We start from the raw sequence: 21771 nt of genomic DNA, 5'->3' as shown, positions 1-21771 counted from the left end.
CTAGTCTCGTGCCATGACGAAGGCCAACACGGACGCAGGCACGGACGCAGGCACGGACGCGGCACCCTGGACCGTGCCGGACGACCTGCTCGCCCGCATCGCCGACCGTGCCCCCGGGTACGACGCCGCGAACGCCTTCTGCGCCGAGGACCTCGACGAGCTCCGCTCCGCCGGCTACCTGCGCATCGGGGTCCCGGTTGCCCAGGGCGGTTCCGGACTCGGCCTCCGCGCCACGGCCGCCGTCCAGCGGACCCTCGCCCAGGCCGCGCCGGCGACGGCACTCGGCCTCGGCATGCACCAGGTGTGGGTGCAGGCGGCGCGCGCCGTGCGTGCGCGAGGCGAGTCGTTCCTCCAGGCCGTCACCGACCACGCCGCGGACGACCAGCTCCTCGCGTTCGGGGTGAGCGAACCCGGCAACGACGCCGTCCTGTTCGACTCGTCGACGACGGCGGAGCCGGACGGCGACGGCGGGTACCGCTTCACCGGCACCAAGGTGTTCACGTCCCTCGCGCCGGCGTGGGACGTGCTGAGCGTGTTCGGCAAGGACGAGACGGGGCCGGAACCGCGGCTCGTGCACGGCTTCGTGCTCCGGTCCGACGGCGACGTCGAGCACCTGGACGACTGGGACACCCTCGGCATGCGGGCGACGCAGAGCCGCACGACGAAGCTGCACGGCGTGCACGTGCCCGCCGACCGCATCGTCCGGTCGCTGCCCGTCGGACCGAACCAGGACCCGCTCGTGTTCGGGGTCTTCGCGGCGTTCGAGCTGCTCATCGCGTCGGTGTACGCCGGCGTCGCCGAGCGGGCCATCGCGCTGGCGGTCGACGCCGTCGGGCGACGCGTGGCGGTCGACGGCTCGCCCCGGTCGCACGACCCCGACGTCCGTCGTGCCCTCGCGGACCTGCGCGGTGCCGTCGACGCGATCACCCTGCAGGTCGACGCCCTCGCCCGCTCGGTGGACGAACGCGACGAGCTCGGCGCCCGGTGGTTCCCGCTGCTCGTCGGCACGAAGGCGCGGGCGGTGGACACGGCACAGCACGTGGTGGACGAGGCGATGCGGGTCGTCGGGGGCTCGGCGTTCCGGTCGTCGAGCGAGCTCGCCCGCCTGGCGCGCGACGTGCGGGCCGGCCAGTACCACCCGTCGTCGCGGGACTCGGCGGCGCGCACCCTCGCGACGTCGTTGCTCGGCCCGCCCGCCTGACGCGGCACCCGCCGGGCGCCGGGCGTCGGGCGCGCGAGCACGGTGCGGGACTTGTGGGCTGGTGCGAGGTTGCCCGCTCCGTGCGGCCTTGTAGCGCCGCACCGAGCGATCAACCCGGCACGGATCGACGAAGGTCGCACGGTGCTCTCGGCACATAGCGACCTCCGCACGCCGAGCCGGGCGGCGATGTCGGTGGTGCCTGGCATCATCTCGGTGTGAGCAAGCAGGACGGTAGCAACCGGCTCGTCTCCGACGCCCCGGTGGACGACGTCTCGGCGACGGTGCTGCACGTCGACATGGACGCCTTCTTCGCGTCCGTCGAACTGCTCGACCGGCCCGATCTGGTGGGGCTGCCGGTCATCGTCGGCCACGACTCCGACCGGTCCGTGGTCACCGCGGCGACGTACGAGGCCCGCAAGTACGGGGTGAACTCCGCGATGCCGATGGCGATCGCGAAGCGCCGCTGCCCGAACGCGATCATCGTCGAGCCGCACTTCGAGAAGTACCGCGACAAGTCCGCCGCGGTGATGGCGATCTTCGACCGGTTCACCCCGCGGGTCGAGCGGCTCGGCATCGACGAGGCGTTCCTCGACGTCGCCGGTGCGCTCCGGCTGTACGGCACGCCGTGGGAGATCGGTCGGGCCATCCGACGCACGGTCCAGGCCGAGACGGGCCTGCACTGTTCGGTCGGCGCCGCATCGACCAAGTTCGTGGCGAAGCTCGCGTCGAGCCGGTCCAAGCCGGACGGGCTGCTCGTCGTCCCCGGAGCCGACACCATCGCGTTCCTGCACCCGCAGCCGGTCTCGGCGCTCTGGGGCGTCGGCGGCAAGACGCAGGAGACCCTCGAGCGCCGTGGCATCCGGACCGTCGGCGACCTGGCGAACACGCCGCTCGGGTCGCTCGTGTCCGCCCTCGGGCCCGCTGGTGGCCAGCGCCTGCACGACCTGTCGTGGGGGCGCGATCCCCGCGTCGTCGACACCGGCGTCGGCGAGAAGTCCATCGGGCACGAGGTCACGTTCGGCCACGACCTGACCGAACGGGACGACGTCGCGCGTGAACTCCTGCGCCTCGCCGACAAGGTCGCCGTCCGCCTGCGCCACGCGGACGTGCAGGCCCGCACCGTCGCACTCAAGGTCCGCTACACCGACTTCACCACCCTGACCCGCTCGCGGACCCTCGCCGAGCCCACCGACGTCGCCAAGCGGCTGCACCGTGAAGCCGTCGAGCTGTACGACGTGCTGCACCGGCCGGGCAACCGGATCCGGCTCATCGGGGTCCGCGGCGAGAACCTCGTGCCGGCCGCGGCGAGCAACGCGCTCTGGGACGACGACGCGCCGTGGCGCGAGACCGAGACGACGGTGGACGCGGTCGCCGCGCGGTTCGGCGCAGGCGTGCTGCGACCGGCATCCCTGGTCCGCCGGACCCCCGACGGCCACGTCCCGCACGCCAGGCAGGACTGACGGTGGCGGTAGAATCAGGTCCAGTGAGCGCAGCGGAGTACGAACAGCAGCAGCCCGCCACGCTGTGGGCCGAGTCGGGGGACGACCGGGCCGGAGACGGCGCCGCGGGGTCGACCGACACGTCGTCGGGCGCATCGTCCTCCGCGCACGCCGACGCGGTGGCGCGCGACGAAGCCGACGCGGCCGCCCTGGCCGAGGCAGCCGGCAACTCGGCCGTCCAACACCTGTCGCCGGCGTTCCCGGACCGCGCTGCGTGGGGGACCGCGTCGAAGCTCCGCGCCTGGCAGGTCGAAGCCCTCACGAAGTACTTCGAATCCGAGCCGCGCGACTTCCTCACGGCAGCGACGCCCGGCGCCGGCAAGACGACGTTCGCGCTGCGTCTGGCCACCGAGCTGCTCGCGCGCGGCACCGTCGACCGCATCGTGGTCGTCGCCCCCACCGAGCACCTCAAGCGGCAGTGGGCTGACTCCGCCGATCGCGTGGGCATCCGGATCGACCCGATGTTCAAGAACGGCGACGGCATGTTCGGCCGGCACTACCAGGGCGTCGCGATCACGTACGCCCAGGTCGGCATGAACCCCGAGGTGCACAAGAAGATCACCGAGGGCGGGCGCACCCTGGTCGTCCTCGACGAGGTCCACCACGGCGGCGACGCACTCACCTGGGGCGACGGCATCAGAGAAGCGTTCTCCGGCGCCACCCGACGACTCTCGTTGTCCGGCACGCCGTTCCGCTCCGACACCGCGCCGATCCCGTTCGTCCAGTACGCACCCGACGAGCAGGGCATCCGCACCTCGATCTCCGACTACAACTACGGCTACGGCCGTGCGCTGAAGGACGGCGTCGTCCGACCCGTGCTGTTCATGGCCTACGCCGGCCAGATGCGCTGGAAGACCCGGATGGGCGACGAGATGTCGGCCTCCCTCGGCGAACAGGTCACGAAGGACATCACCGCGCAGGCGTGGCGCACCGCGTTGTCTCCCGAGGGCGAGTGGATGCCGGCCGTGCTGTCCGCAGCCGACAAGCGCCTCACCGAGGTGCGCCGTGGTGTGCCCGACGCCGGCGGTCTGGTGATCGCGACGGACACCACCACGGCCCGCGCGTACGCCCGGATCCTGCAGCAGATCACCGGGGAGCGGCCGACCGTCGTCCTGTCCGACGAGGCCGCCGGGTCCAGCCGGATCAGTGCGTTCGCCGACGACACCTCGCGGTGGATGGTCGCCGTCCGCATGGTGTCCGAGGGGGTCGACGTCCCGCGGCTCTGCGTCGGGGTCTACGCCACGAGCGCCAGCACCCCGCTGTTCTTCGCCCAGGTGATCGGCCGCTTCGTGCGTGCCCGCCGCCGCGGGGAGACCGCATCGGTGTTCCTGCCCAGCGTGCCCGGCCTGATGGCGCTGGCCGCGACCCTCGAGCTCGAACGCGACCACGCCCTCGACCGTCCCAAGGACGCCGACGACGGCATGTACAACCCCGAAGACGCGATGGTCGCCGAGGCCAACAAGGAAGACCGGGCGTCCGAGAGCCTGCTCGAGGTTCAGCCGTTCGAGGCGCTCGACTCGCAGGCGTCGTTCGACCGCGTCCTGTACGACGGCGGCGAGTTCGGCACCGGCGGCGAGGTCGGGTCGCTCGAGGAACTCGACTTCATCGGCATCCCCGGGCTGCTCGAACCCGACCAGGTGCGCGACCTGCTCCGGGCGCGCCAGGCGACCCAGGCGAAGCGCTCCAAGGGCCGCACCGTGAAGGACGGCCTGCCGAAGGCCGCCGAGCCCGAGAACCGTCCGATGTACATGACGATCAAGGAGCAGCGCACCGAGCTCGCCCGGCTCGTGTCGATCTGGTCGCGGCACTCGAACGAGCCGCACGGCGCCATCCACGCCGAACTCCGGCGGATCAGCGGTGGTCCGGCGGTGGCCCAGGCGAGCATCGAGCAGATCCAGAAGCGCATCGACGTCCTGCGCTCCCGCATCGGCGGGCGCCGGTGACGGGTGCGGTCCGGGCGGTCCGCCCGTGATCGAGTCCGTCGACGACCGCACCTGGTACGTCAAACGCGACGCAGAGTCCTCTCCCGAGGCGATCATCGACCGGTTCGGGGGCGGCTACCGGCTGCGACGGTTCTCGCTGACCGAGTCCCGACGGACCCCGCACGGCGTCTACACGGGTGTCGACCTGGCAGAGACGGCCTGGTGGCGGCTGCGCGACAGGCCGCGCAGCTCATGACGCGCCAAGCCAAAGTCCGGTAGACCGGAGGAATGGCAGACTCGATCCCTCACGTCCTCGTCCTCGGCGGCGGCTCCGCTGGCTACAGCACCGTCAAGCAGCTGCAGAAGCACGCAGCGACCGTGCCCATGCGCATCACGCTCGTGGACCAGAACACCTACTACACGTACCTGCCGTTCCTGCCCGAGGTCGCCGGCGGCCACATCGCCCCGAAGGACGTCACCGTCGAACTGCGCCGTGCGCTGCGCAAGACCCGCGTCATCCAGGGCAAGGTCACCGGGATCTCGTCGGCGGACAAGACCGTCTCGATCGCGACCGCCGGTGGCGACGACCGCACGCTCGGCTACGACCAGCTCGTCGTCGCGCTCGGCTCGGTCACCCGCACCTTCCCGACCCCCGGGCTCGAGGAGTACGGCGTCGGCTTCAAGAGCGTGGAAGAGGCCGCCTACGTGCGCGCCAAGCTCCTCGACAACATCGCGAAGGCCGCTGCCACGCGTGACGAGGACGAACGTCGTCGCCTGCTCACCAGCGTCTTCGTCGGCGGTGGCTACACCGGTGTCGAGGCGATCGGCGAGCTCTTCGACGTCTCGCAGGCCGCCATCAAGACGTACCCGTCGCTCGCGGGGGAGCAGCCCCGCTGGATCCTCATCGACGCACTCGACCGTGTCGCGCCCGAGGTCGGCCCGGAGCTGTCCAAGTGGACGCTCGAGTCGCTCCGCGCCCGTGGCATCGACGTGCGTCTGAAGACCACCATGCCGAGCGCCGAGGACGGCATCGTCAAGCTCTCCGACGGCGACGAGATCCCGACCGGGCTGCTCGTGTGGACCGCCGGCGTCAAGCCGAACCCGCTGCTCGACGCCTCCGACCTGCCCCGCGGACCGAAGGGGCACCTCGCCGCCAACGCGAAGCTCCAGGTCGAGGCAGAGGACACGCACGAGGTCGTCCCCGGCGTCTGGGGCCTCGGCGACGTCGCACAGGTGCCCGACCTGACGGCCGACAAGCAGCCGGCGTTCTACCCGCCGAACGCGCAGAACGCCGTGCGCCAGGCCGTCGTGGCGGCGGACAACGTCGTCGCGACGATCACCGGCAAGCCCCTCGAGGAGTACCGCCACCCCTCGATCGGCACGGTCGCCTCGTACGGTGTCGCCAAGGGTGCCGCGAACATCAAGGGCATCAAGATGACGAACCTGCTGGCCTGGCTCGCCCACCGTGCGTACCACGTGTACGCGATGCCGACGCTGAACCGCAAGGCGCGCATCGTCATCGGCTGGGTCACCGGCGCCGTCTCGGGCCGCGACGCGACCTCGCTCATCAAGGAGACGGACCCGCGTCGCAACTTCGTCGAGGCGTCGAAGAGCTAGGAGACGGAACGCGGCATCAGACCGCAATTTCGTCGAGGCGTCGAAGTCCTCGACGCAACCACCTGACGGACGGGAGGCGCGGTGCCAGCTGGCACCGCGCCTCCCGTCCGTCTGTGCGCGCGCTGCAACCCGCGCTCCGGCCCGACCCGGAACGACACCATCGACGTCGTGCGGCGGCCGCGAGCGCAGCGAACTGGCCCTGGCCGCGCGGCGGCCGTGAGCACAGCGAACTGGCCATCCCCGAGGCGGTGACGCCCTGAGCGCAGCGATGGCGGCACTCGCCGGGAGGCACAACAGAAAATGCCCCCGGACCGAAAGGTCAGGGGGCATTGCATGTTCTGTGTCCGAAGGGGGACTTGAACCCCCACGCCCTAATACGGGCACTAGCACCTCAAGCTAGCGCGTCTACCAATTCCGCCATCCGGACTGGATGTGTGGCGATTTCCCCGGGTTTCCCCGGCGTCCCTGCCGAGAGAAAACACTAGCACGGGTCTGAACGCCCGATGAACACGGCCGCGCATCCCGGGCGCGTCCAGCCTGCGGTGTCTCCGGGCCGAGCCGCGTCGGTACGGACCGATACCGTGGTGGCATGACGAACCCGGAGTCGACCGCGACCGAGCTCGAGGCCACCGCGGCGATCGCGCGTGACCTCATCCGCATCGACACGACGAACTGGGGCGAGGGGAAGTCGCGCGGTGAGACCGAAGCGGCGCACTACGTCGAGGACAAGCTGCGCGGGTTGGGCCTCGAGCCGCAGCTGTTCGAGTCCGAGCCGGACCGCGTGAGCGTCGTGGCACGCGTCCCTGGTCGGAACCGGGACAAGCCGGCGCTGGTGGTGCACGGACACCTGGACGTCGTGCCGGCCGACCCGGCGAACTGGTCGGTCGACCCGTTCGGCGGCGTGGTCAAGGACGGTTCGCTGTGGGGACGGGGCGCCGTCGACATGAAGAACATGGACGCGATGATGCTCACGTCGCTGGCTGACGTCATCGAGCAGCACGGGGCTCCCGAGCGCGATCTCGTGATCGCGTACTTCGCCGACGAGGAAGCCGGGGGAGTCCTCGGTTCGCACCACGTCGTCGAGCACCACCCCGAGGTCTTCGCCGGGGCCAGCGCCGCCATCAGCGAGGTGGGCGGGTACTCGATCACCCTCGGCGACCGCCGCGCCTACCTGCTGCAGACGGGTGAGAAGGCGCTGATGTGGATCAAGCTCGTCGCGCGCGGTACGGCGGCACACGGTTCCCACGTCATCCGCGACAACGCCGTGACGAAGCTCGCCGCGGCGGTCGCCCGGATCGGCAGCGAGGAGTGGCCGGTGCGCCTGTCGGCCACGACGGACGCGATGGTCGCCGAAGTCGCTCGGTTCCTCGGCGTCGACCCGACGGTGACCGGCCCGGACGAGGTCGCGCTGGCGACGGGGTCGGCCTCGCGGTTCATCCACGCCGCCCTGCACACCACGACGAACCCGACGGTCCTGACCGCGGGCTACAAGCACAACGTGATCCCGGACACGGCCGAGGCGCTCGTCGACATCCGTTGCCTGCCCGGTGACGAGGAGTCGGTCCTCGCTCGCGTGCGGGAGCTCGCCGGCGACGAGGTCGAGGTCGTGATGTCCTTCCGCGACATCGGTCTCGAGCAGGACTTCGGCGGACCGCTCGTCGACGCCGTCCGCGACGTCCTCGGTCGCCACGACCCGGGCGCCCCGGTGCTGCCCTACCTGCTGTCCGGCGGCACCGACAACAAGGCGCTGTCGACGCTCGGGATCGCGGGGTACGGCTTCGTGCCGCTCCAGCTGCCCGCAGGGGTGGACTTCCCGGCGATGTTCCACGGCGTGGACGAGCGGGTGCCGCTCGACTCACTGGCCTTCGGTCGGCGCGTCCTCGGGGACCTCCTGGCCACGTACTGATATTGTTCATGGTCGCCTCCGTGGCGGTGTCCTGACCGACCTCCCCCGAAAGGCCCGTGCGTGCACATCCTCGAGGCGATCTTCCTCGGCTTCGTCCAGGGGCTCACCGAGTTCCTGCCGGTGTCCTCCAGCGCGCACCTGCGCATCGTCGGGCTGTTCCTGCCCGACGCGAAGGACCCGGGCGCGGCCTTCACCGCGGTGACGCAGCTCGGCACCGAGACCGCGGTGCTCATCTACTTCTGGAAGGACATCACCCGGATCATCGGACGGTGGTTCCGTTCGGTGTTCCGGCGCGACGTCCCGAAGGGCGACCCCGACGTGCGGCTCGGGTGGCTCGTGATCCTCGGGACGATCCCGATCGGCATCGCGGGGCTCCTGTTGAAGGACTCCATCGAGACCACGTTCCGCTCGCTGTGGATCGTCGCGATCGTGCTCATCGTCTTCGGCATCGTGCTCGGCGTGCTCGACGTCGTCGGCCGCAAGGAGCGTCGGATCGAGCACATGACCTTCGGCGGCGGCATCCTGATCGGGCTCGCCCAGGTGCTCGCGCTCGTCCCCGGGGTGTCCCGCTCCGGCGCGACCGTGTCGATGGGGCTCGCGCTCGGCTACACGCGACCGGCTGCCGCGCGGTTCGCGTTCCTGCTGGCGGTGCCGGCCGTGTTCCTCTCCGGTCTGTACGAGGCCGCGACGAGCCTCGGCGACCACGGGGCGCCGTTCGGACTCGCCGACACGCTCATCGCGACGGTGGTGGCGTTCATCGTCGGGTTCGTGGTGATCGCGGCGTTCATGAACTACATCAGCAAGCGCAGTTTCATGCCGTTCGTCGTCTACCGCATCGCACTCGGTATCGTTCTCATCGTGTTGTTGTCGCTCGGAGTGATCCAGCCGTGAGGGCCTGGCAGGCCCCGCCCGTCCCCGACGTCCCCGGCGCAGCGCCGCGGCCCGTCGTGCACGACACCGCCACCGGGAAGCCGGTCGACCCGACGCACGGCGACGAGCGCGCCGCGCTGTACGTGTGCGGGATCACCCCGTACGACGCCACGCACCTCGGCCACGCGGCGACGTACCTGGCGTTCGACACGCTGGGCCGCGCCTGGCGCGACGCCGGCCTCGACGTCGAGTACGCGCAGAACGTCACCGACGTCGACGACCCCCTGCTCGAGCGCGCCACCCGCGACGGCGTCGACTGGCGCGAGCTCGCCGCCTCGCAGATCGACCTGTTCCGCCGCGACATGGAGTCGCTCCGGATCCTTCCGCCCGACGACTTCGTGGCCGTCACGGACGAGGTCGACCGCGTTGCCGAGGCCGTCGCGTTCCTGCAGGAGACCGGCTCCGCCTACGAGGTCCCCACCCCGGACGCCGAGGGCGACGACCTCTACTTCGACGTGAACCACCCCACCGACGCGTGGTCGCTCGGCGACGAGAGCGGCCTGGACCGCGAGACCATGCTCACGCTCGCCGCCGAGCGTGGCGGCGACCCGGAGCGCCCCGGCAAGCGCGACCCCCTCGACCCGCTGCTCTGGCGTGCCGCCCGCGACGGTGAGCCGAGCTGGGACTCCGAGATCGGCCCCGGCCGACCCGGCTGGCACATCGAGTGCAGCGTCATCGCCGGCGACCGCCTCGGCCTGCCGATCAGCGTGCAGGGCGGCGGCAGTGACCTCGTCTTCCCGCACCACGAGATGAGCGCGGGACACGCAGCCGCGCTGGCGCACCAGCCCCTGGCACACGCGTTCGTGCACACCGGGATGATCGCCTACCAGGGCACGAAGATCTCGAAGTCGCTCGGCAACCTCGTCACGGTGCGTGGGCTGCTCGACGACGGCGCAGACCCCCGTGCGATCCGGCTCGCACTGCTGTCGCACAAGTACTCCGACGACTGGGAGTGGTTCGACGCCGAGCTCACGAGTGCCACGACGCGGCTCGCGACCTGGGACGCATGGGCGTCGGGTGCATCTGCAGGGCACGCCGACGACGCGGCTGACGTCGCGTCGCGGATCCGGGCGCGGGTGTCCGACGACCTCGACACGCCGGGTGCGGTCGCCGCGGTCGACACGGCCATCGCGGGCGGCACGGCGTGCACGCCGGAGCTCGCCGACCTGATCGACGCCCTGCTCGGCATCCGCCTGGGCTGACGCAGGCCCCGGTCGCCCGGTCGCCGCGCCCGGGCCGGTTCGGTTCGGTTCGGTTCGGTTCGGTTCGGTTCGCCAAGGTTCCACGACATGCCGCGCGCGTGCCGCCGAGGTTCCACGAACGGCCGTGTGCGGCCGCGAAATGCCGAGATCTCGGAACCTCGGCGATCGCGGCCGGGCGCGTTGGACGCGACCGTCGGGGGACGGGAGGCCCGTGGCGGGCGGGCACCGTGCCTCCCGTCCGCCGACCGGTCGTGACGGGGTCGGTGCCTGCGGCCGGCAGATGACGACCGCTCGACGCGCGCGAGCCGCGCGACACGCCATGGGCGTTGCGCGCAGGTTCCACAGACGGCAGCGTGCGGCGGCGACATGCCGAGATTTCGGAACCTCGGCGAACGGGTCCGGGCGCGCCGGGGCTGCCCGCCCCGCCCGCCCCGCCCGCCCCGCCCGCGCCCTACTGCTGGGGCGGCTGCGGGGGACGCCAGGGCCCCTCGCCACCGGCCGTGCCGCCGTCCTTGCCGTCCTTGTGCTCGCGGCGTCGCAGGTACTGCTCGAACTCCTGCGCGATCGCGTCGCCCGAGGCCTCGGGGGAGTCGACGGTGTCGCGGGCCTGCTCGAGCTGCCCGATGTAGGACGCCATGTCCTCGTCGTCGGCGGCGAGGGCGTCGATGCCGTCCTCCCACTCGGTCGCGTCGTCGAGCAGCGTGCCGCGGGGCACGGTGACGTCGGTGAGCTCCTCGATCTTGTCGAGCAGCGAGAGCGTGGCCTTGGGCGACGGCGAGTTGTGCACGTAGTGCGGGACCGAAGCCCAGAGCGACAGCGTGGTCAGCCCGGCCTTGTCCATCGCGTCGGCCAGGACGCCGAGGATGCCCGTCGGACCCTCGTACGACGACTTGTCGACGTCGAACGCGGTGCGGACGCCGGCGTTCTCGCTCGACACGAAGACCGAGATCGGTCGGGTGTGCGGGACGTCGGCGAGCATCGCACCCACGAAGACGACGGCGTCGATCGAGTACACGTCGGCGAGGTCGATGATCTCCGCGCAGAAGCCGCGCCAGGTGCGCGAGGGCTCCGGCCCGACGAGCACGAACACGTCGCGGTCGGTCGGGGAGCCGGTGGCGCCGATGACGGGCCGGCCCTCGGCGCCGGGGCCGTGCAGCACGATGCGGGGCCACTGCACCCCGCGGGCGCCGGTCTCGTCGGACCCCATGGTCGGACGGTTGAACTGGTAGTCGACGTACCGCTCCCCGTCGAGCTCACGCAGCTCGTCGAGCCCGAGCGACTCGACGATGCGTCGGGCGAGTCCGCTCGCGGCTTCGCCGGCGTCGTTCCAGCCCTCGAAGGCGACGACGAGCAACCGGCCGTCGCTGAAGGGGGAGTGCTGTGGCACGGAGCGGACCTCCTGGTGGTGGAGCGGAGCGGGGCGGGTGCGACGAGGCGCCCGGCCGGACACGATTCAGGCATCCACTGTAGGCCCCGGCAGCGCTCCCGCACGTGCGCGTCCGCGCCCAGCGGAACGCCCCCGGTAGACTCGTCGCCCGTGACCGCGCATCCTCCTGCCCTCGTCCCGCCCGCAGCCGTGCTGTGGGACATGGACGGCACGATCATCGACACCGAGCCGATCTGGCAGCGCTCCCAGGTCGACCTGACGAACCGCTACGGCGCCGAGTGGACCCACGAGGACGGCCTGTCCCTGGTCGGCTCCGGTCTCGAGCGCTCCGGCGAGCTCCTGCGCGCCAAGGGCGTCGACATGGAGGTCGAGGAGATCATCCAGTGGATGACCGACTACGTGATGGAGCACCTGCGCGCCGGCGAGCTGCCGTGGCGTCCGGGTGCGCGCGAACTCATCGAGGAGCTCCACGTCCGCGGCATCCCCACCGCCCTGGTCACGATGTCCCGCCGCAAGATGGCGCTCGTCGCCGCCGAGGCACTGGGTGAGCGCGGGTTCCGCGTCGTCGTGGCCGGTGACGACGTCGACCGTCCGAAGCCGTTCCCGGACGCGTACCTGTCCGCCGCCGCCCAGCTCGGCGTCGAGCCCACCGCGTGCGTCGCGATCGAGGACTCCGCCACCGGCGTCGCGTCGGCCGTCGCCTCCGGCGCCGTCACGATCGCCGTCGAGCACATCGTCCCGCTGTCCGAGATCGCCGGCGGCGACGTGCACCTGACCACCCTGTCGGGTGTCGACGTCGACCGCCTGGTCGAGTTGACGACGCCGGCACTGGCTGCGCGCGCGCTCGACACGGGAGGCGCGGTGCCGGACCCGGCACACGCGGCGGACACCGAGGGGGTCACCCGATGAACCACACCGACGACCCGACCGCAGCGCTCCCGCACACCGCCGGTGGCGCACCGCACACGCCGCCGCGCGGCCCGTTCCGGGCCGGCGACCGCGTGCAGCTGACCGGTCCGAAGGGCAAGCTCACGACGCTGTCCCTCGAGACCGCCGGCGAGTACCACACGCACCGCGGGGTACTCCGGCACGACGACGTCATCGGTCAGCCGGACGGCTCGGTGATCCGCGCCAGCACGGGTGACGAGTACCTGGCGCTCCGTCCGCTGCTCAACGACTACGTGATGTCGATGCCGCGCGGTGCCGCGATCGTCTACCCGAAGGACGCCGCCCAGATCGTGGCGTTCGCGGACGTCTTCCCGGGCGCCCGGGTGGTCGAGGCCGGCGTCGGTTCCGGCGCCCTCTCGCTGTTCCTGCTGCGGGCGATCGGCCCGACCGGGCAGCTGCAGTCCTTCGAACGTCGCGAGGAGTTCGCCGCGATCGCGCAGGGCAACGTCGGCACGTTCCTCGGCGCCGTCCCGGACAACTGGTCCGTGACCGTCGGAGACCTGGTCGAGGAGCTGCCCGGCGCCGTCCAGGAGCAGAGCGTCGATCGCGTCGTCCTCGACATGCTCGCACCCTGGGAGTGCGTCGACGCCGCAGCCGACGCCCTCGTCCCCGGCGGGCTCATCGTCTGCTACGTCGCCACCGTCACCCAGCTGTCCCGCACGGCCGAGGCCCTGCGCGACACCGGCCGCTTCACCGACCCGATGCCGAGCGAGACGCTGGTGCGCACCTGGCACGTCGAGGGCCTCGCCGTCCGCCCGGACCACCGCATGGTCGGGCACACCGGGTTCCTCGTCACGGCCCGTCGACTGGCCGACGGCACGGTCCTGCCGAACCTGAAGCGCCGAGCGGGCAAGGTCGAGTTCTCCGACGAGGACATCGAGGCCTGGACCCCGGGCGCCGTCGGCGAACGGGCGACGAGCGACAAGAAGCTGCGCAAGGTCGCACGGCAGTCGGCGGCGCAGGCCCGCAAGGTCGCCGCTGCCGAGGCCGGGTCCGCAGCCGCCGTCGCCGAGGGGTCCGGGGCACCGTCCGACCCCGTCGGCGACGCGTCCGAGCCGGCCGACGGCGACCGGTAGGCTGACGGTCGTGCCCGTCCTGCATCGAACGGAAAGAGGGTCCGTGCGCACCATCCCCGCACTCCTGGTCACCATCGGTCTCGTGGCGTCGCTCACGGCGTGCGCCTCGAACGGCGCCGGCACCACCCCCTCGAGCTGTGCCGCACCCGGCAAGGCGTCCGAGGCGGTGACCGCGACCGGCGCGTTCGGCAAGGAGCCGAAGGTGTCGATCCCGAGCGGGCTCACGACGAAGGGCACGCAGGTCTCCGTCCTGAAGCAGGGCGACGGCCGCACCATCGAGGACGGCACCCCCGTCCTGATCGAGTACACGCTCGTCGACGGCGCCACCGGCGAGGTCGCGCAGACGAGCGGCTACTCCGGGCAGACGGCCCCGATCACCGCCGGCGCGAGCAACTACGGTGCCCTCGGCGAATCGCTCGAGTGCGCGCAGGTCGGCGACCGCCTGGCCGTCGCGCTGCCGAAGAGCGCCCTCAGCAGCTCCGACGCCAGCGCCACCACCGACAGCGGCTCGTCGACGAAGACCGAGGACGCCGTCATCGCCGTCGTCGACGTCAAGCGCGCCTTCGACGCCCGTGCGACCGGCACGCCGCAGCTCGCCGGCGACAAGATGCCCGCCGTCGTGCTCGCACCGTCCGGCGCCCCCGGCATCACGATCCCGTCGTGGAACGCGCCGAAGTCGAACCAGACGCACCTGCTGCGCAAGGGGTCCGGTCGCGTGCTCACCGCGAAGGACACCGCGGTCATCAAGTACACCGCCGTGACGTGGGGCGCGGACCCGTCCGTGGCCGGTTCCAGCTGGACCGACGGCTCGGGTGCGCAGACCGTGCCGCTCGCCAAGGGCCAGGTCGACGAGGGCGTCCGCACCGCCATCGTCGGGCACCGTGTCGGCGACCAGGTCCTGGCCGTCGTGAACCAGCAGGGCACCGCATACGCGTACGTCATCGACGTGCTCGGAGCGATGTCGAGCTGACGCGCACACACCGTCCACCGACCGCGGCGCGGGTGCACTCCGGTGCACCCGCGCTGCCGTAGGATCGGCTCGTGCCAGCGACCCGTGTGCCCCGTGTGCCCGCAGAGGAGCGGCTGTTCAGCCTCGTGCTCGCGCTGCTCTCGACGGAGTCCGGACTGACCAAGGCGGAGATCCTGACCAACGTGCAGGGCTACCGTCAGCGGTTCACGCCGGGCGGGGACAACGCCTCGCTCGAGCGGCAGTTCGAGCGTGACAAGGACGACGTCCGCGAGCTCGGCATCCCGCTCGAGACCATCGAGACACCTGGCGCCGCCGGCAACAACCAGACGCTGCGCTACCGGATCCCGAAGGGCGAGTACGACCTCCCCGTCGACGTCCGCTTCACCCCGGACGAATCGGCGCTGCTGTCGCTGGCCGCCATGGCCTGGCGCGAAGGAGCCCTGTCGGCCGACTCGCGCCGAGGGCTGCTCAAGGTCCGGTCCGCGGGCTCGGAAGACGACGACGGCGCACTCCAGCTCGGCGTCGACGCGTACGCCCCGCGGCTCCGGGCACGTGACGCGGCGTTCGAGCCGCTCCGCTCCGCCCTCGACCGCGGTGCCGCCGTCCGGTTCGACTACATCACCCCCGGGCAGCACGAGGCCCGTCGTCGCGAGGTCGCCCCGCTCGCCCTCGTGCAGCACGGCGGCCGCTGGATGCTCGCGGCCCACGAGTTCGCCACGGACTCGGACAAGAACTACCTGCTGTCCCGCATCGTCGGGACCGTCACGCAGTACGAGGTCGGGCAGCACACCGCACCGGTGGGCGCGGGGGAGCGCACGCTCGCCGAGCTCGAGCGGATCTGGTCCGCCCGCACGGCGCGCATCGCGGTGACCCCGGGTTCGGACGCCGAGCGACGGCTCACCCGGCGCCGAGACACCGAGACCGACGCCGACGGCGCACTCGTGCTGCACCACGTCGACCCGCAGATCCTGGCCGAGGAGCTCGCCGCGTTCGGACCCGAGGTCCGGGTGCTCGAGCCGGAGGACCTGCGGCTGCGGGTCGTCGAGCGGCTCCGGGCGCTCGTGCGGGACCACAGCGACGGAGAGGAGCCCGCCCGTGGCTGACGCCCAGCCCCTGCAGGCGCAGGACAAACTCGCGTTCCTGCTCGCCCTGGTGCCGTACCTGATCGACCGCGAGCGCGTCTCGGTGGCCGAGGCCGCACGCCACTTCGGCGTCCCCGAGGCCCGCATCCGTCGCGCCGTGGAACTCATCGCGGTGTCGGGGGTCCCCGGCGAGACGATGCAGTACCAGCACGGCGACCTGTTCGACATCGCCTGGGACGACTTCGATCAGAACGAGATGATCGTCCTGACGAACCTCGTCGCCATCGACGACTCGCCCCGGCTGTCCGCGCGTGAGGCCTCGGCGCTCATCGCGGGGTTGCAGTACCTCTCCGCGCTGCCCGAGGCTGCCGACCGCGACGCCATCCGCGCGCTCATGGCGAAGCTGTCGCGCGGTGCCGGCGGTGCCGCCTCGACGGTCGCCGTCGGACAGGACCTGCACGACGTCGCCCTCGCCACGATCCGTCGCGCGATGGCCGACGGTCGTGGGCTGTCGTTCGAGTACGCCGGCCCGCGCACCCAGGGTGGCACCCGCCGGGTCGACCCGCTGCGCGTCGAGTCGATCGACACGGACTGGTACCTGCGCGCCTGGGACCTCGACCGGCAGGCGCTCCGGACCTTCCGCCTCGACCGGATGTCCGGCGCACGCGTCGACGACCGTGCGGTGGAGAAGTCGGCCGACCAGGTGGTGATCCCGGACACGCTGTTCCAGCAGTCCGCAGAGGACGTCATCGTCACCGTGGAGCTCGACTCGTCGTCGCTGCCGCTCGTGGCCGACTTCCTCGCCGACACCGCCGACGCCCCCGACGCCGAGGCGCGCGTGCGCATCCGGCTCGCGGCGTCGAACGGTTTCGACGGCGTGGTCCGGCTCGTCGCCGGGCTGCCCGGCCGTGCCGTGGTGCTCGACCCGCCAGCGGCGCGGGACGCGGTGCGCGACTTCGCAGCCGCCGCCCTCGCCGCGGGCTGAGGCCGCCGCCCTCGCCGCGGGCTGACGCCGCCGCTGGCTCGGACCGGGCGGCTCTCCGTCCGGTCTGACCGCTCCTGCATGTGCGTTCGCACGGAGCGCGCCGAACTGTCGGTTCCCACCCCGTAGGATCGACCCATGGCTTCGACGACCGCGCGCGGGCGAGCGAGGCGGCAAGGGCGCCAGGACAACGACGCCGAAGGCCGCATGTCGCTCGGGCAGCACCTCATCGAGCTGCGCAACCGCCTGTTCCGCGCAGTGCTCGCCGTGGTCATCGCCGCGGTCGGTGGATGGTTCCTCACCCCGTTCGTGCTCGACTCGCTCCGGCAACCGGTGGCCGAGCTCGCCAAGGTCGGCGGGCACACGGCCGAGCTGAACTTCCCGATGATCACGGGGGCGTTCGACCTCAAGCTGCAGATCGCGATCACGATCGGCATCGTCATCTCGAGCCCGGTCTGGCTCTACCAGATCTGGGCGTTCATCGTGCCCGCCCTGGTGCGGCGCGAGAAGCAGTACGTGTGGGGCTTCCTCGGCACCGCGATCCCGCTGTTCTTCGCCGGCTGCTACTTCGGGTGGTACATCCTGCCCCACGTGGTCGGCATCCTCGGCAGCTTCGTGTCGAGCCAGGACACCTCGATCGTCGACGCGAAGGCCTACTACGACTTCGTCATCAAGCTCATCGTCGCGGTCGGCATCGCCTTCGTGCTGCCGGTGTTCATCGTCCTGCTGAACTTCGTGGGGGTCCTGTCGGCGTCGGCGATCATCAAGTCGTGGCGCATCGCGATCCTGTGCATCCTGGTCTTCTGCGCGATCGTCACCCCGAGCGCCGACGTCATCTCGATGTTCCTGCTGGCGGTCCCGATGGTCGTGCTCTACATCGCAGCGTGCTTCGTCGCGTGGCTGCACGACCGCAGGGTGGCGAAGAAGCAGGCCAAGCTCGACGAAGAGTACGGCCTGTGACCGCGGACCTCAGCGCGGCCGAGCGCTTCGCCGCCGCCAAGGTCCGGAACCGCTCCCGCAACCTGGAGCTGTTCCGCTCCGACCTGCGCTTCGACCTCGACCCGTTCCAGTTCGCCGCCTGTGACGCGCTCGACCAGGGCCGCAGCGTCCTCGTCGCCGCGCCGACCGGTGCCGGCAAGACGATCGTCGCCGAGTTCGCGATCTGGCTGGCGATGCGACAGCCGACGGCGAAGGTGTTCTACACGACGCCGATGAAGGCGCTGAGCAACCAGAAGTACGCCGAGCTGGTCGAGGTCTACGGCGAGTCCGAGGTGGGCCTGCTCACCGGTGACACGAACGTGAACCCGCGGGCCCGCGTCGTCGTGATGACGACCGAGGTCCTGCGGAACATGATCTACGCGGACTCCGACCTGCTCGACGACCTGGCCTGGGTGGTCCTCGACGAGGTCCACTACCTGGCCGACCGCTTCCGCGGGGCCGTGTGGGAAGAAGTGATCCTGCACCTCCCGACCGAGGTCCGGCTCGTCTCGCTGAGCGCCACGGTGTCCAACGCCGAGGAGTTCGGCGACTGGCTGCAGACCGTCCGCGGCGACACGGACGTCATCGTGTCCGAGGACCGCCCGGTCCCGCTCGAGCAGCACGTCCTGGTCGGGTCGAAGATGGTCGACCTGTTCGACTCCAGCGGTGCGGCGGCGACGAACCGCGTCAACCCGGAGCTGCTCCGCATGGTCGGCGGTGCATCGCGCAGCGAACGGCACGGCGGCGGACACCGCGGCGGACGCGGACGCGGCGGGTACCACGACCGCCGTGGGCCGCGCACCGAGAAGCTGCACCGCGAGCGCATCGCGCACATGCTCGACGAGCGGATGCTGCTGCCCGCGATCTTCTTCGTGTTCAGCCGCGCCGGGTGCGACCAGGGCGTCCGGAACGTCCTGCGCTCCGGACTGTCGCTCACCACGGTGCCGGAGCGCAACGAGATCCGCGAGACCGCGGAGTACCACTGCCGCACCCTGCCGGACGAGGACCTCGCCGTCCTCGGCTACTGGGAGTTCCTCGAGGGGCTCGAGCGCGGGGTCGCCGCGCACCACGCGGGCATGCTGCCCGCGTTCAAGGAAGTGGTGGAGAACCTCTTCCAGCGCAAGCTGCTCAAGGTCGTGTTCGCCACCGAGACCCTGGCGCTCGGCGTGAACATGCCGGCCCGCACGGTGGTGCTCGAGAAGCTCGAGAAGTTCAACGGCGAGGCCCGTGTCCCGATCACCCCGGGGGAGTACACCCAGCTCACCGGTCGAGCCGGGCGCCGTGGCATCGACGTCGAGGGACACTCGGTCATCCAGTGGACCGACGGGCTCGACCCGCAGGCCGTCGCCTCACTCGCCAGCCGTCGCACGTACCCGCTGAACTCGTCGTTCAAGCCGACGTACAACATGGCCGTCAACCTGATCGACCAGTTCGGCCGGCAGCGCACGCGCGAGGTCCTCGAGACGTCGTTCGCGCAGTTCCAGGCCGACCGGTCCGTGGTCGACCTGGCCCGCAAGGTCCGCTCGCAGCAGGAATCGCTCGAGGGGTACCGCGAGGCGATGCAGTGCCACCTCGGCGACTTCACCGAGTACGCGGCGCTCCGCCGGGAGCTCTCCGACCTGGAGCGCACGAACGTGCCCGGTGGACGCGAGGCTTCGCACGGCGCACGGCAGGAACGGCAGGCCGCGATCACGGCGGTCCGTCGCCAGATGCAGCGTCACCCCTGCCACGCCTGCCCCGATCGCGAGGCGCACGCTCGCTGGGCGGAGCGCTGGTGGAAGCTCAAGCGCGTCAACGACAAGCTGGTCCAGCAGATCCGGTCCCGCACCGGTGCCGTGGCGACCACGTTCGACCGGGTCACCGACGTGCTCCTGCAGCTCGGGTACCTGGTCGATGCCGGCAACGGCGAGGCCACCGTGGCCGCCGGGGGTCGTCGCCTGCAGCGCATCTACGGCGACCGCGACCTGCTCGTCGCCGAGTGTCTCGAGGCGGGGGTCTGGAAGGACCTCACCCCGGCGCAGCTCGCTGCGATGGCCGCCACGATCATCTACCAGCCCCGTCGCGACGACGCCCCCGGGACCGAGCACGCACTGCCCCGCGGTGCGTTCCGCCCGGCCCTCGACGAGACCCTGACGATCTGGTCGCGCCTCGACGACATCGAGCGCGACGCCCGCCTGGCCGGTTCGCTGCCGCCCACCCCGGCGATGGCGGTCGGCATGTTCCGTTGGGCGTCCGGCTCGGCACTCGACGACGTCCTCCGCACGCTCGACCTGCCCGCCGGTGACTTCGTCCGCTGGTCGAAGCAGGTCATCGACCTGCTCGACCAGATCCGGAACGCTGGCGACGACGACCTCGCCCAGACCGCCCGACGTGCGACGGACGCGGTCCGCCGCGGCATCGTCGCCTACGCAGCGGTCTGACGGGAGGCACGGTGCGGGTTCCGGAGACCGGTGTGCGTGGGGTGCCCGCGCGCGTGGGCCGCGGTGCGGTCGCGGACGGCCCGTTCGCGGCGCTCCCGCTGGGCACCGCGCTGCCCCTTGCCGTCGTCGGCGGGGTGCTGTTCGCGCTCGCGTTCCCGTCGCCCGGGTGGTGGTTCCTGGCGTTCCCGGCGCTGGCGTGCATGCTCCTCGCGGTGATGGGCCAGCGCGCCCGCAGGGCCGCGTGGGTGGGGTACGTGGCCGGTGCCGCGTTCTGGATCCCCGCCATCTCGTGGGCCGGGCGCTACCTGGGCCCCGTCCCGTGGTTCGCACTGGCGTTGTTGGAGGCGGCGTTCTTCGCCCTCGGCAGCGTCGCGATCGCCCTCGCGTACCGGTGGGTGGCGCGCGTGGTGCCCTCGACTGCCGGACGCGTGTGGGGCCTCCCGGCCGTGGTCGCCGCACTGTGGACCGGACGCGAGTGGTTCTCGGGGAGCTGGCCGTACGGTGGCTTCGCCTGGGGGCGCGTCGGCCTGTCGCAGTCGCAGGGGCCGTTCACGCACCTCGCCGCGTACGTGGGTGTGCTCGGCGTGACGTTCGTGGTCGTCTACTGCGTGGCGGTCGTCGTGTCGCTCGCCCTCGTGTCCCCGCGGGCACCGGGCGCGACCCTGCGGCTGCCGGTCCGGGTCGCGACCGCCGGTCTGCTCGTCGCCGCGGTGCTCGCGGTGCCGGCCTGGCCGACCGCGACCTCCGGCAACATCCGGGTCGAGTCCGTGCAGGGCAACGGGCCGGCCGGGTACTTCGACCGTGCTGCGCCGGGTGAGGTCCTGGCGGCACAGGTCGCGGCGACGGACGTCGACGCGAAGGACGTCGACCTCGTCGTCTGGCCCGAGGCCTCGGCGGAGTTCGACCCGCGCCAGCAGCCCGTGATCGCTTCGTCCCTCGACGCCGTCGTCGACTCGGTCGGTGCGCCGCTGGTCGCCGGAGCCATCACGCAGACCCCGTCCGGGGTGCTGCACAACACCTCGTTCGTGTGGACGGCCGATGGCTGGCAGTCGTCCTACGACAAGAAGCGACCGGTGCCCTTCGGCGAGTACGTGCCGGACCGCTGGTTCTTCTCGAAGCTCGCGCCGTCGCTGATCGGCCTGCTGCAGCGCGACTACACGCCGGGGACGAAGCCGAACGTCCTGCCGGTGGCGGGGATCCGGGCGGGCATCGCGATCTGCTTCGACATCGTCGACGACGGGCTGACCCGCGACATGGTCCGTGGGGGAGCGCAGGTGATCCTCGCGCAGACGAACAACGCGGACTTCTCCGGCACCGACGAGAACCTGCAGCAGCTCGAGATCGCACGGATGCGGGCGATCGAGACGGGCCGGTCCCTCGTCAACATCTCGACCGTCGGCGCTTCCCAGGTCATCGACCCGTCCGGCCGCACGATCGACCGGGTCCCGGAGTACACCGCGACCTCGATGGTGACCGACGTGCCGCTCGGCACCTCGACCACGCCGGCGTCGCTGGCGTCGGGATCGATCGTCCTCGTGCTCTCGCTCGGTGGGCTCCTCGTGCTGCTGGCCTGCGCGCCGTGGGGACGCCGGAACCGCTCCTGAACCGCGGCCGGGTCCCGGTGTTCCCGACGCCGTGATCCGGTGCAGCA

17 protein-coding genes and 1 tRNA gene are annotated in these 21771 nt (G+C 71.7%); 16 read left to right on the top strand and 2 right to left on the bottom strand.

Annotated features, from left to right (window positions below; all coding sequences use genetic code 11):
- Nucleotides 1-13: 13 nt before the first annotated feature.
- From ACXKZB_RS10425 to ACXKZB_RS10405, 5 genes are all read left to right on the top strand, one after another.
- Nucleotides 14-1201, top strand: a complete 1188-nt coding sequence (locus ACXKZB_RS10425; protein ID WP_488823084.1) for an acyl-CoA dehydrogenase family protein — start codon at nt 14-16, stop codon at nt 1199-1201.
- A 215-nt stretch (nt 1202-1416) separates the two neighbouring features.
- The gene (gene dinB, locus ACXKZB_RS10420) at nt 1417-2661 is read left to right on the top strand and encodes a DNA polymerase IV (RefSeq protein ID WP_488823082.1); all 1245 of its coding nucleotides are present in this window, start codon (nt 1417-1419) and stop codon (nt 2659-2661) included.
- Nucleotides 2662-2849: 188 nt separating this feature from the next.
- Complete coding sequence (locus ACXKZB_RS10415) at nt 2850-4643, top strand: DEAD/DEAH box helicase (protein WP_123313104.1); 1794 nt, start codon at nt 2850-2852, stop codon at nt 4641-4643.
- 25 nt (nt 4644-4668) lie between these two features.
- Nucleotides 4669-4878 carry a hypothetical protein gene (locus tag ACXKZB_RS10410; RefSeq protein ID WP_222657741.1) on the top strand — a complete coding sequence of 70 codons (210 nt, stop codon included), beginning with the start codon at nt 4669-4671 and terminating at the stop codon, nt 4876-4878.
- A gap of 32 nt (nt 4879-4910) precedes the next feature.
- Complete coding sequence (locus tag ACXKZB_RS10405; protein WP_222657740.1) at nt 4911-6239, top strand: NAD(P)/FAD-dependent oxidoreductase; 1329 nt, start codon at nt 4911-4913, stop codon at nt 6237-6239.
- Nucleotides 6240-6580: 341 nt separating this feature from the next.
- Here the strand turns inward: ACXKZB_RS10405 and ACXKZB_RS10400 are convergent.
- Nucleotides 6581-6666, bottom strand: a tRNA-Leu gene (locus tag ACXKZB_RS10400).
- A gap of 162 nt (nt 6667-6828) precedes the next feature.
- On the opposite strand from ACXKZB_RS10400, the gene ACXKZB_RS10395 reads away from it, so the two are divergent.
- From ACXKZB_RS10395 to mshC, 3 genes are read left to right on the top strand one after another with little or no spacing between them, the layout of a single operon-like run.
- Nucleotides 6829-8145: a M20/M25/M40 family metallo-hydrolase gene (locus ACXKZB_RS10395; RefSeq protein WP_488823079.1), complete on the top strand. Its 1317-nt coding sequence runs from the start codon at nt 6829-6831 to the stop codon at nt 8143-8145.
- Between the two features lie 60 nt (nt 8146-8205).
- Nucleotides 8206-9036, top strand: a complete 831-nt coding sequence (locus ACXKZB_RS10390) for an undecaprenyl-diphosphate phosphatase (protein ID WP_396288465.1) — start codon at nt 8206-8208, stop codon at nt 9034-9036.
- Nucleotides 9033-10277, top strand: coding sequence for a cysteine--1-D-myo-inosityl 2-amino-2-deoxy-alpha-D-glucopyranoside ligase (gene mshC / locus ACXKZB_RS10385; RefSeq protein ID WP_488823077.1), 1245 nt, complete (start codon nt 9033-9035; stop codon nt 10275-10277). The genes ACXKZB_RS10390 and mshC overlap by 4 nt, the downstream gene beginning before the upstream one ends.
- Nucleotides 10278-10728: 451 nt before the next feature.
- Here mshC and ACXKZB_RS10380 read toward each other — a convergent pair whose 3' ends face one another.
- Nucleotides 10729-11664 (bottom strand): proteasome assembly chaperone family protein, encoded by a 936-nt coding sequence (locus ACXKZB_RS10380; RefSeq protein WP_123312593.1) that lies wholly within the window; start codon nt 11662-11664, stop codon nt 10729-10731.
- Between the two features lie 150 nt (nt 11665-11814).
- On the opposite strand from ACXKZB_RS10380, the gene ACXKZB_RS10375 reads away from it, so the two are divergent.
- From ACXKZB_RS10375 to lnt, 8 genes are all read left to right on the top strand, one after another.
- A complete protein-coding gene (locus ACXKZB_RS10375; protein ID WP_488823075.1) occupies nt 11815-12573 on the top strand; it encodes an HAD family hydrolase in 759 nt (252 codons plus the stop codon).
- The gene (locus ACXKZB_RS10370) at nt 12570-13688 is read left to right on the top strand and encodes a tRNA (adenine-N1)-methyltransferase (RefSeq protein WP_488823073.1); all 1119 of its coding nucleotides are present in this window, start codon (nt 12570-12572) and stop codon (nt 13686-13688) included. Before ACXKZB_RS10375 ends, ACXKZB_RS10370 begins: the two co-directional genes overlap by 4 nt.
- Before the next feature lie 43 nt (nt 13689-13731).
- On the top strand, nt 13732-14658 hold the full coding sequence (locus ACXKZB_RS10365) for an FKBP-type peptidyl-prolyl cis-trans isomerase (protein ID WP_123312594.1): 927 nt from the start codon (nt 13732-13734) through the stop codon (nt 14656-14658).
- A 71-nt stretch (nt 14659-14729) separates the two neighbouring features.
- Nucleotides 14730-15761 (top strand): helix-turn-helix transcriptional regulator, encoded by a 1032-nt coding sequence (locus ACXKZB_RS10360; RefSeq protein ID WP_222657734.1) that lies wholly within the window; start codon nt 14730-14732, stop codon nt 15759-15761.
- Entirely contained in the window at nt 15754-16725 is a 972-nt protein-coding gene (locus ACXKZB_RS10355; RefSeq protein WP_111084002.1) for a helix-turn-helix transcriptional regulator, read from the top strand. Before ACXKZB_RS10360 ends, ACXKZB_RS10355 begins: the two co-directional genes overlap by 8 nt.
- A 204-nt stretch (nt 16726-16929) precedes the next feature.
- On the top strand, nt 16930-17682 hold the full coding sequence (gene tatC, locus ACXKZB_RS10350; RefSeq protein WP_123312597.1) for a twin-arginine translocase subunit TatC: 753 nt from the start codon (nt 16930-16932) through the stop codon (nt 17680-17682).
- The gene (locus tag ACXKZB_RS10345; protein ID WP_396288457.1) at nt 17679-20120 is read left to right on the top strand and encodes a DEAD/DEAH box helicase; all 2442 of its coding nucleotides are present in this window, start codon (nt 17679-17681) and stop codon (nt 20118-20120) included. The genes tatC and ACXKZB_RS10345 overlap by 4 nt, the downstream gene beginning before the upstream one ends.
- Nucleotides 20121-20161: 41 nt before the next feature.
- The gene (gene lnt, locus ACXKZB_RS10340) at nt 20162-21724 is read left to right on the top strand and encodes an apolipoprotein N-acyltransferase (protein WP_488823070.1); all 1563 of its coding nucleotides are present in this window, start codon (nt 20162-20164) and stop codon (nt 21722-21724) included.
- Nucleotides 21725-21771: the final 47 nt, after the last annotated feature.

The sequence above is a fragment of the Curtobacterium sp. ABR8 genome, assembly GCF_057812125.1.
Note: the sequence above shows the minus strand (reverse complement) of the source record. Positions and strands in the feature narration are given on the sequence as shown.

Coding starts and splice junctions, on each gene's coding strand:
- ACXKZB_RS10425 (WP_488823084.1), top strand. CDS start 14: ATGACGAAGGCCAACACGGACGCAGGCACGGACGCAGGCACGGACGCG.
- ACXKZB_RS10405 (WP_222657740.1), top strand. CDS start 4,911: ATGGCAGACTCGATCCCTCACGTCCTCGTCCTCGGCGGCGGCTCCGCT.
- ACXKZB_RS10395 (WP_488823079.1), top strand. CDS start 6,829: ATGACGAACCCGGAGTCGACCGCGACCGAGCTCGAGGCCACCGCGGCG.
- ACXKZB_RS10370 (WP_488823073.1), top strand. CDS start 12,570: ATGAACCACACCGACGACCCGACCGCAGCGCTCCCGCACACCGCCGGT.
- tatC (WP_123312597.1), top strand. CDS start 16,930: ATGTCGCTCGGGCAGCACCTCATCGAGCTGCGCAACCGCCTGTTCCGC.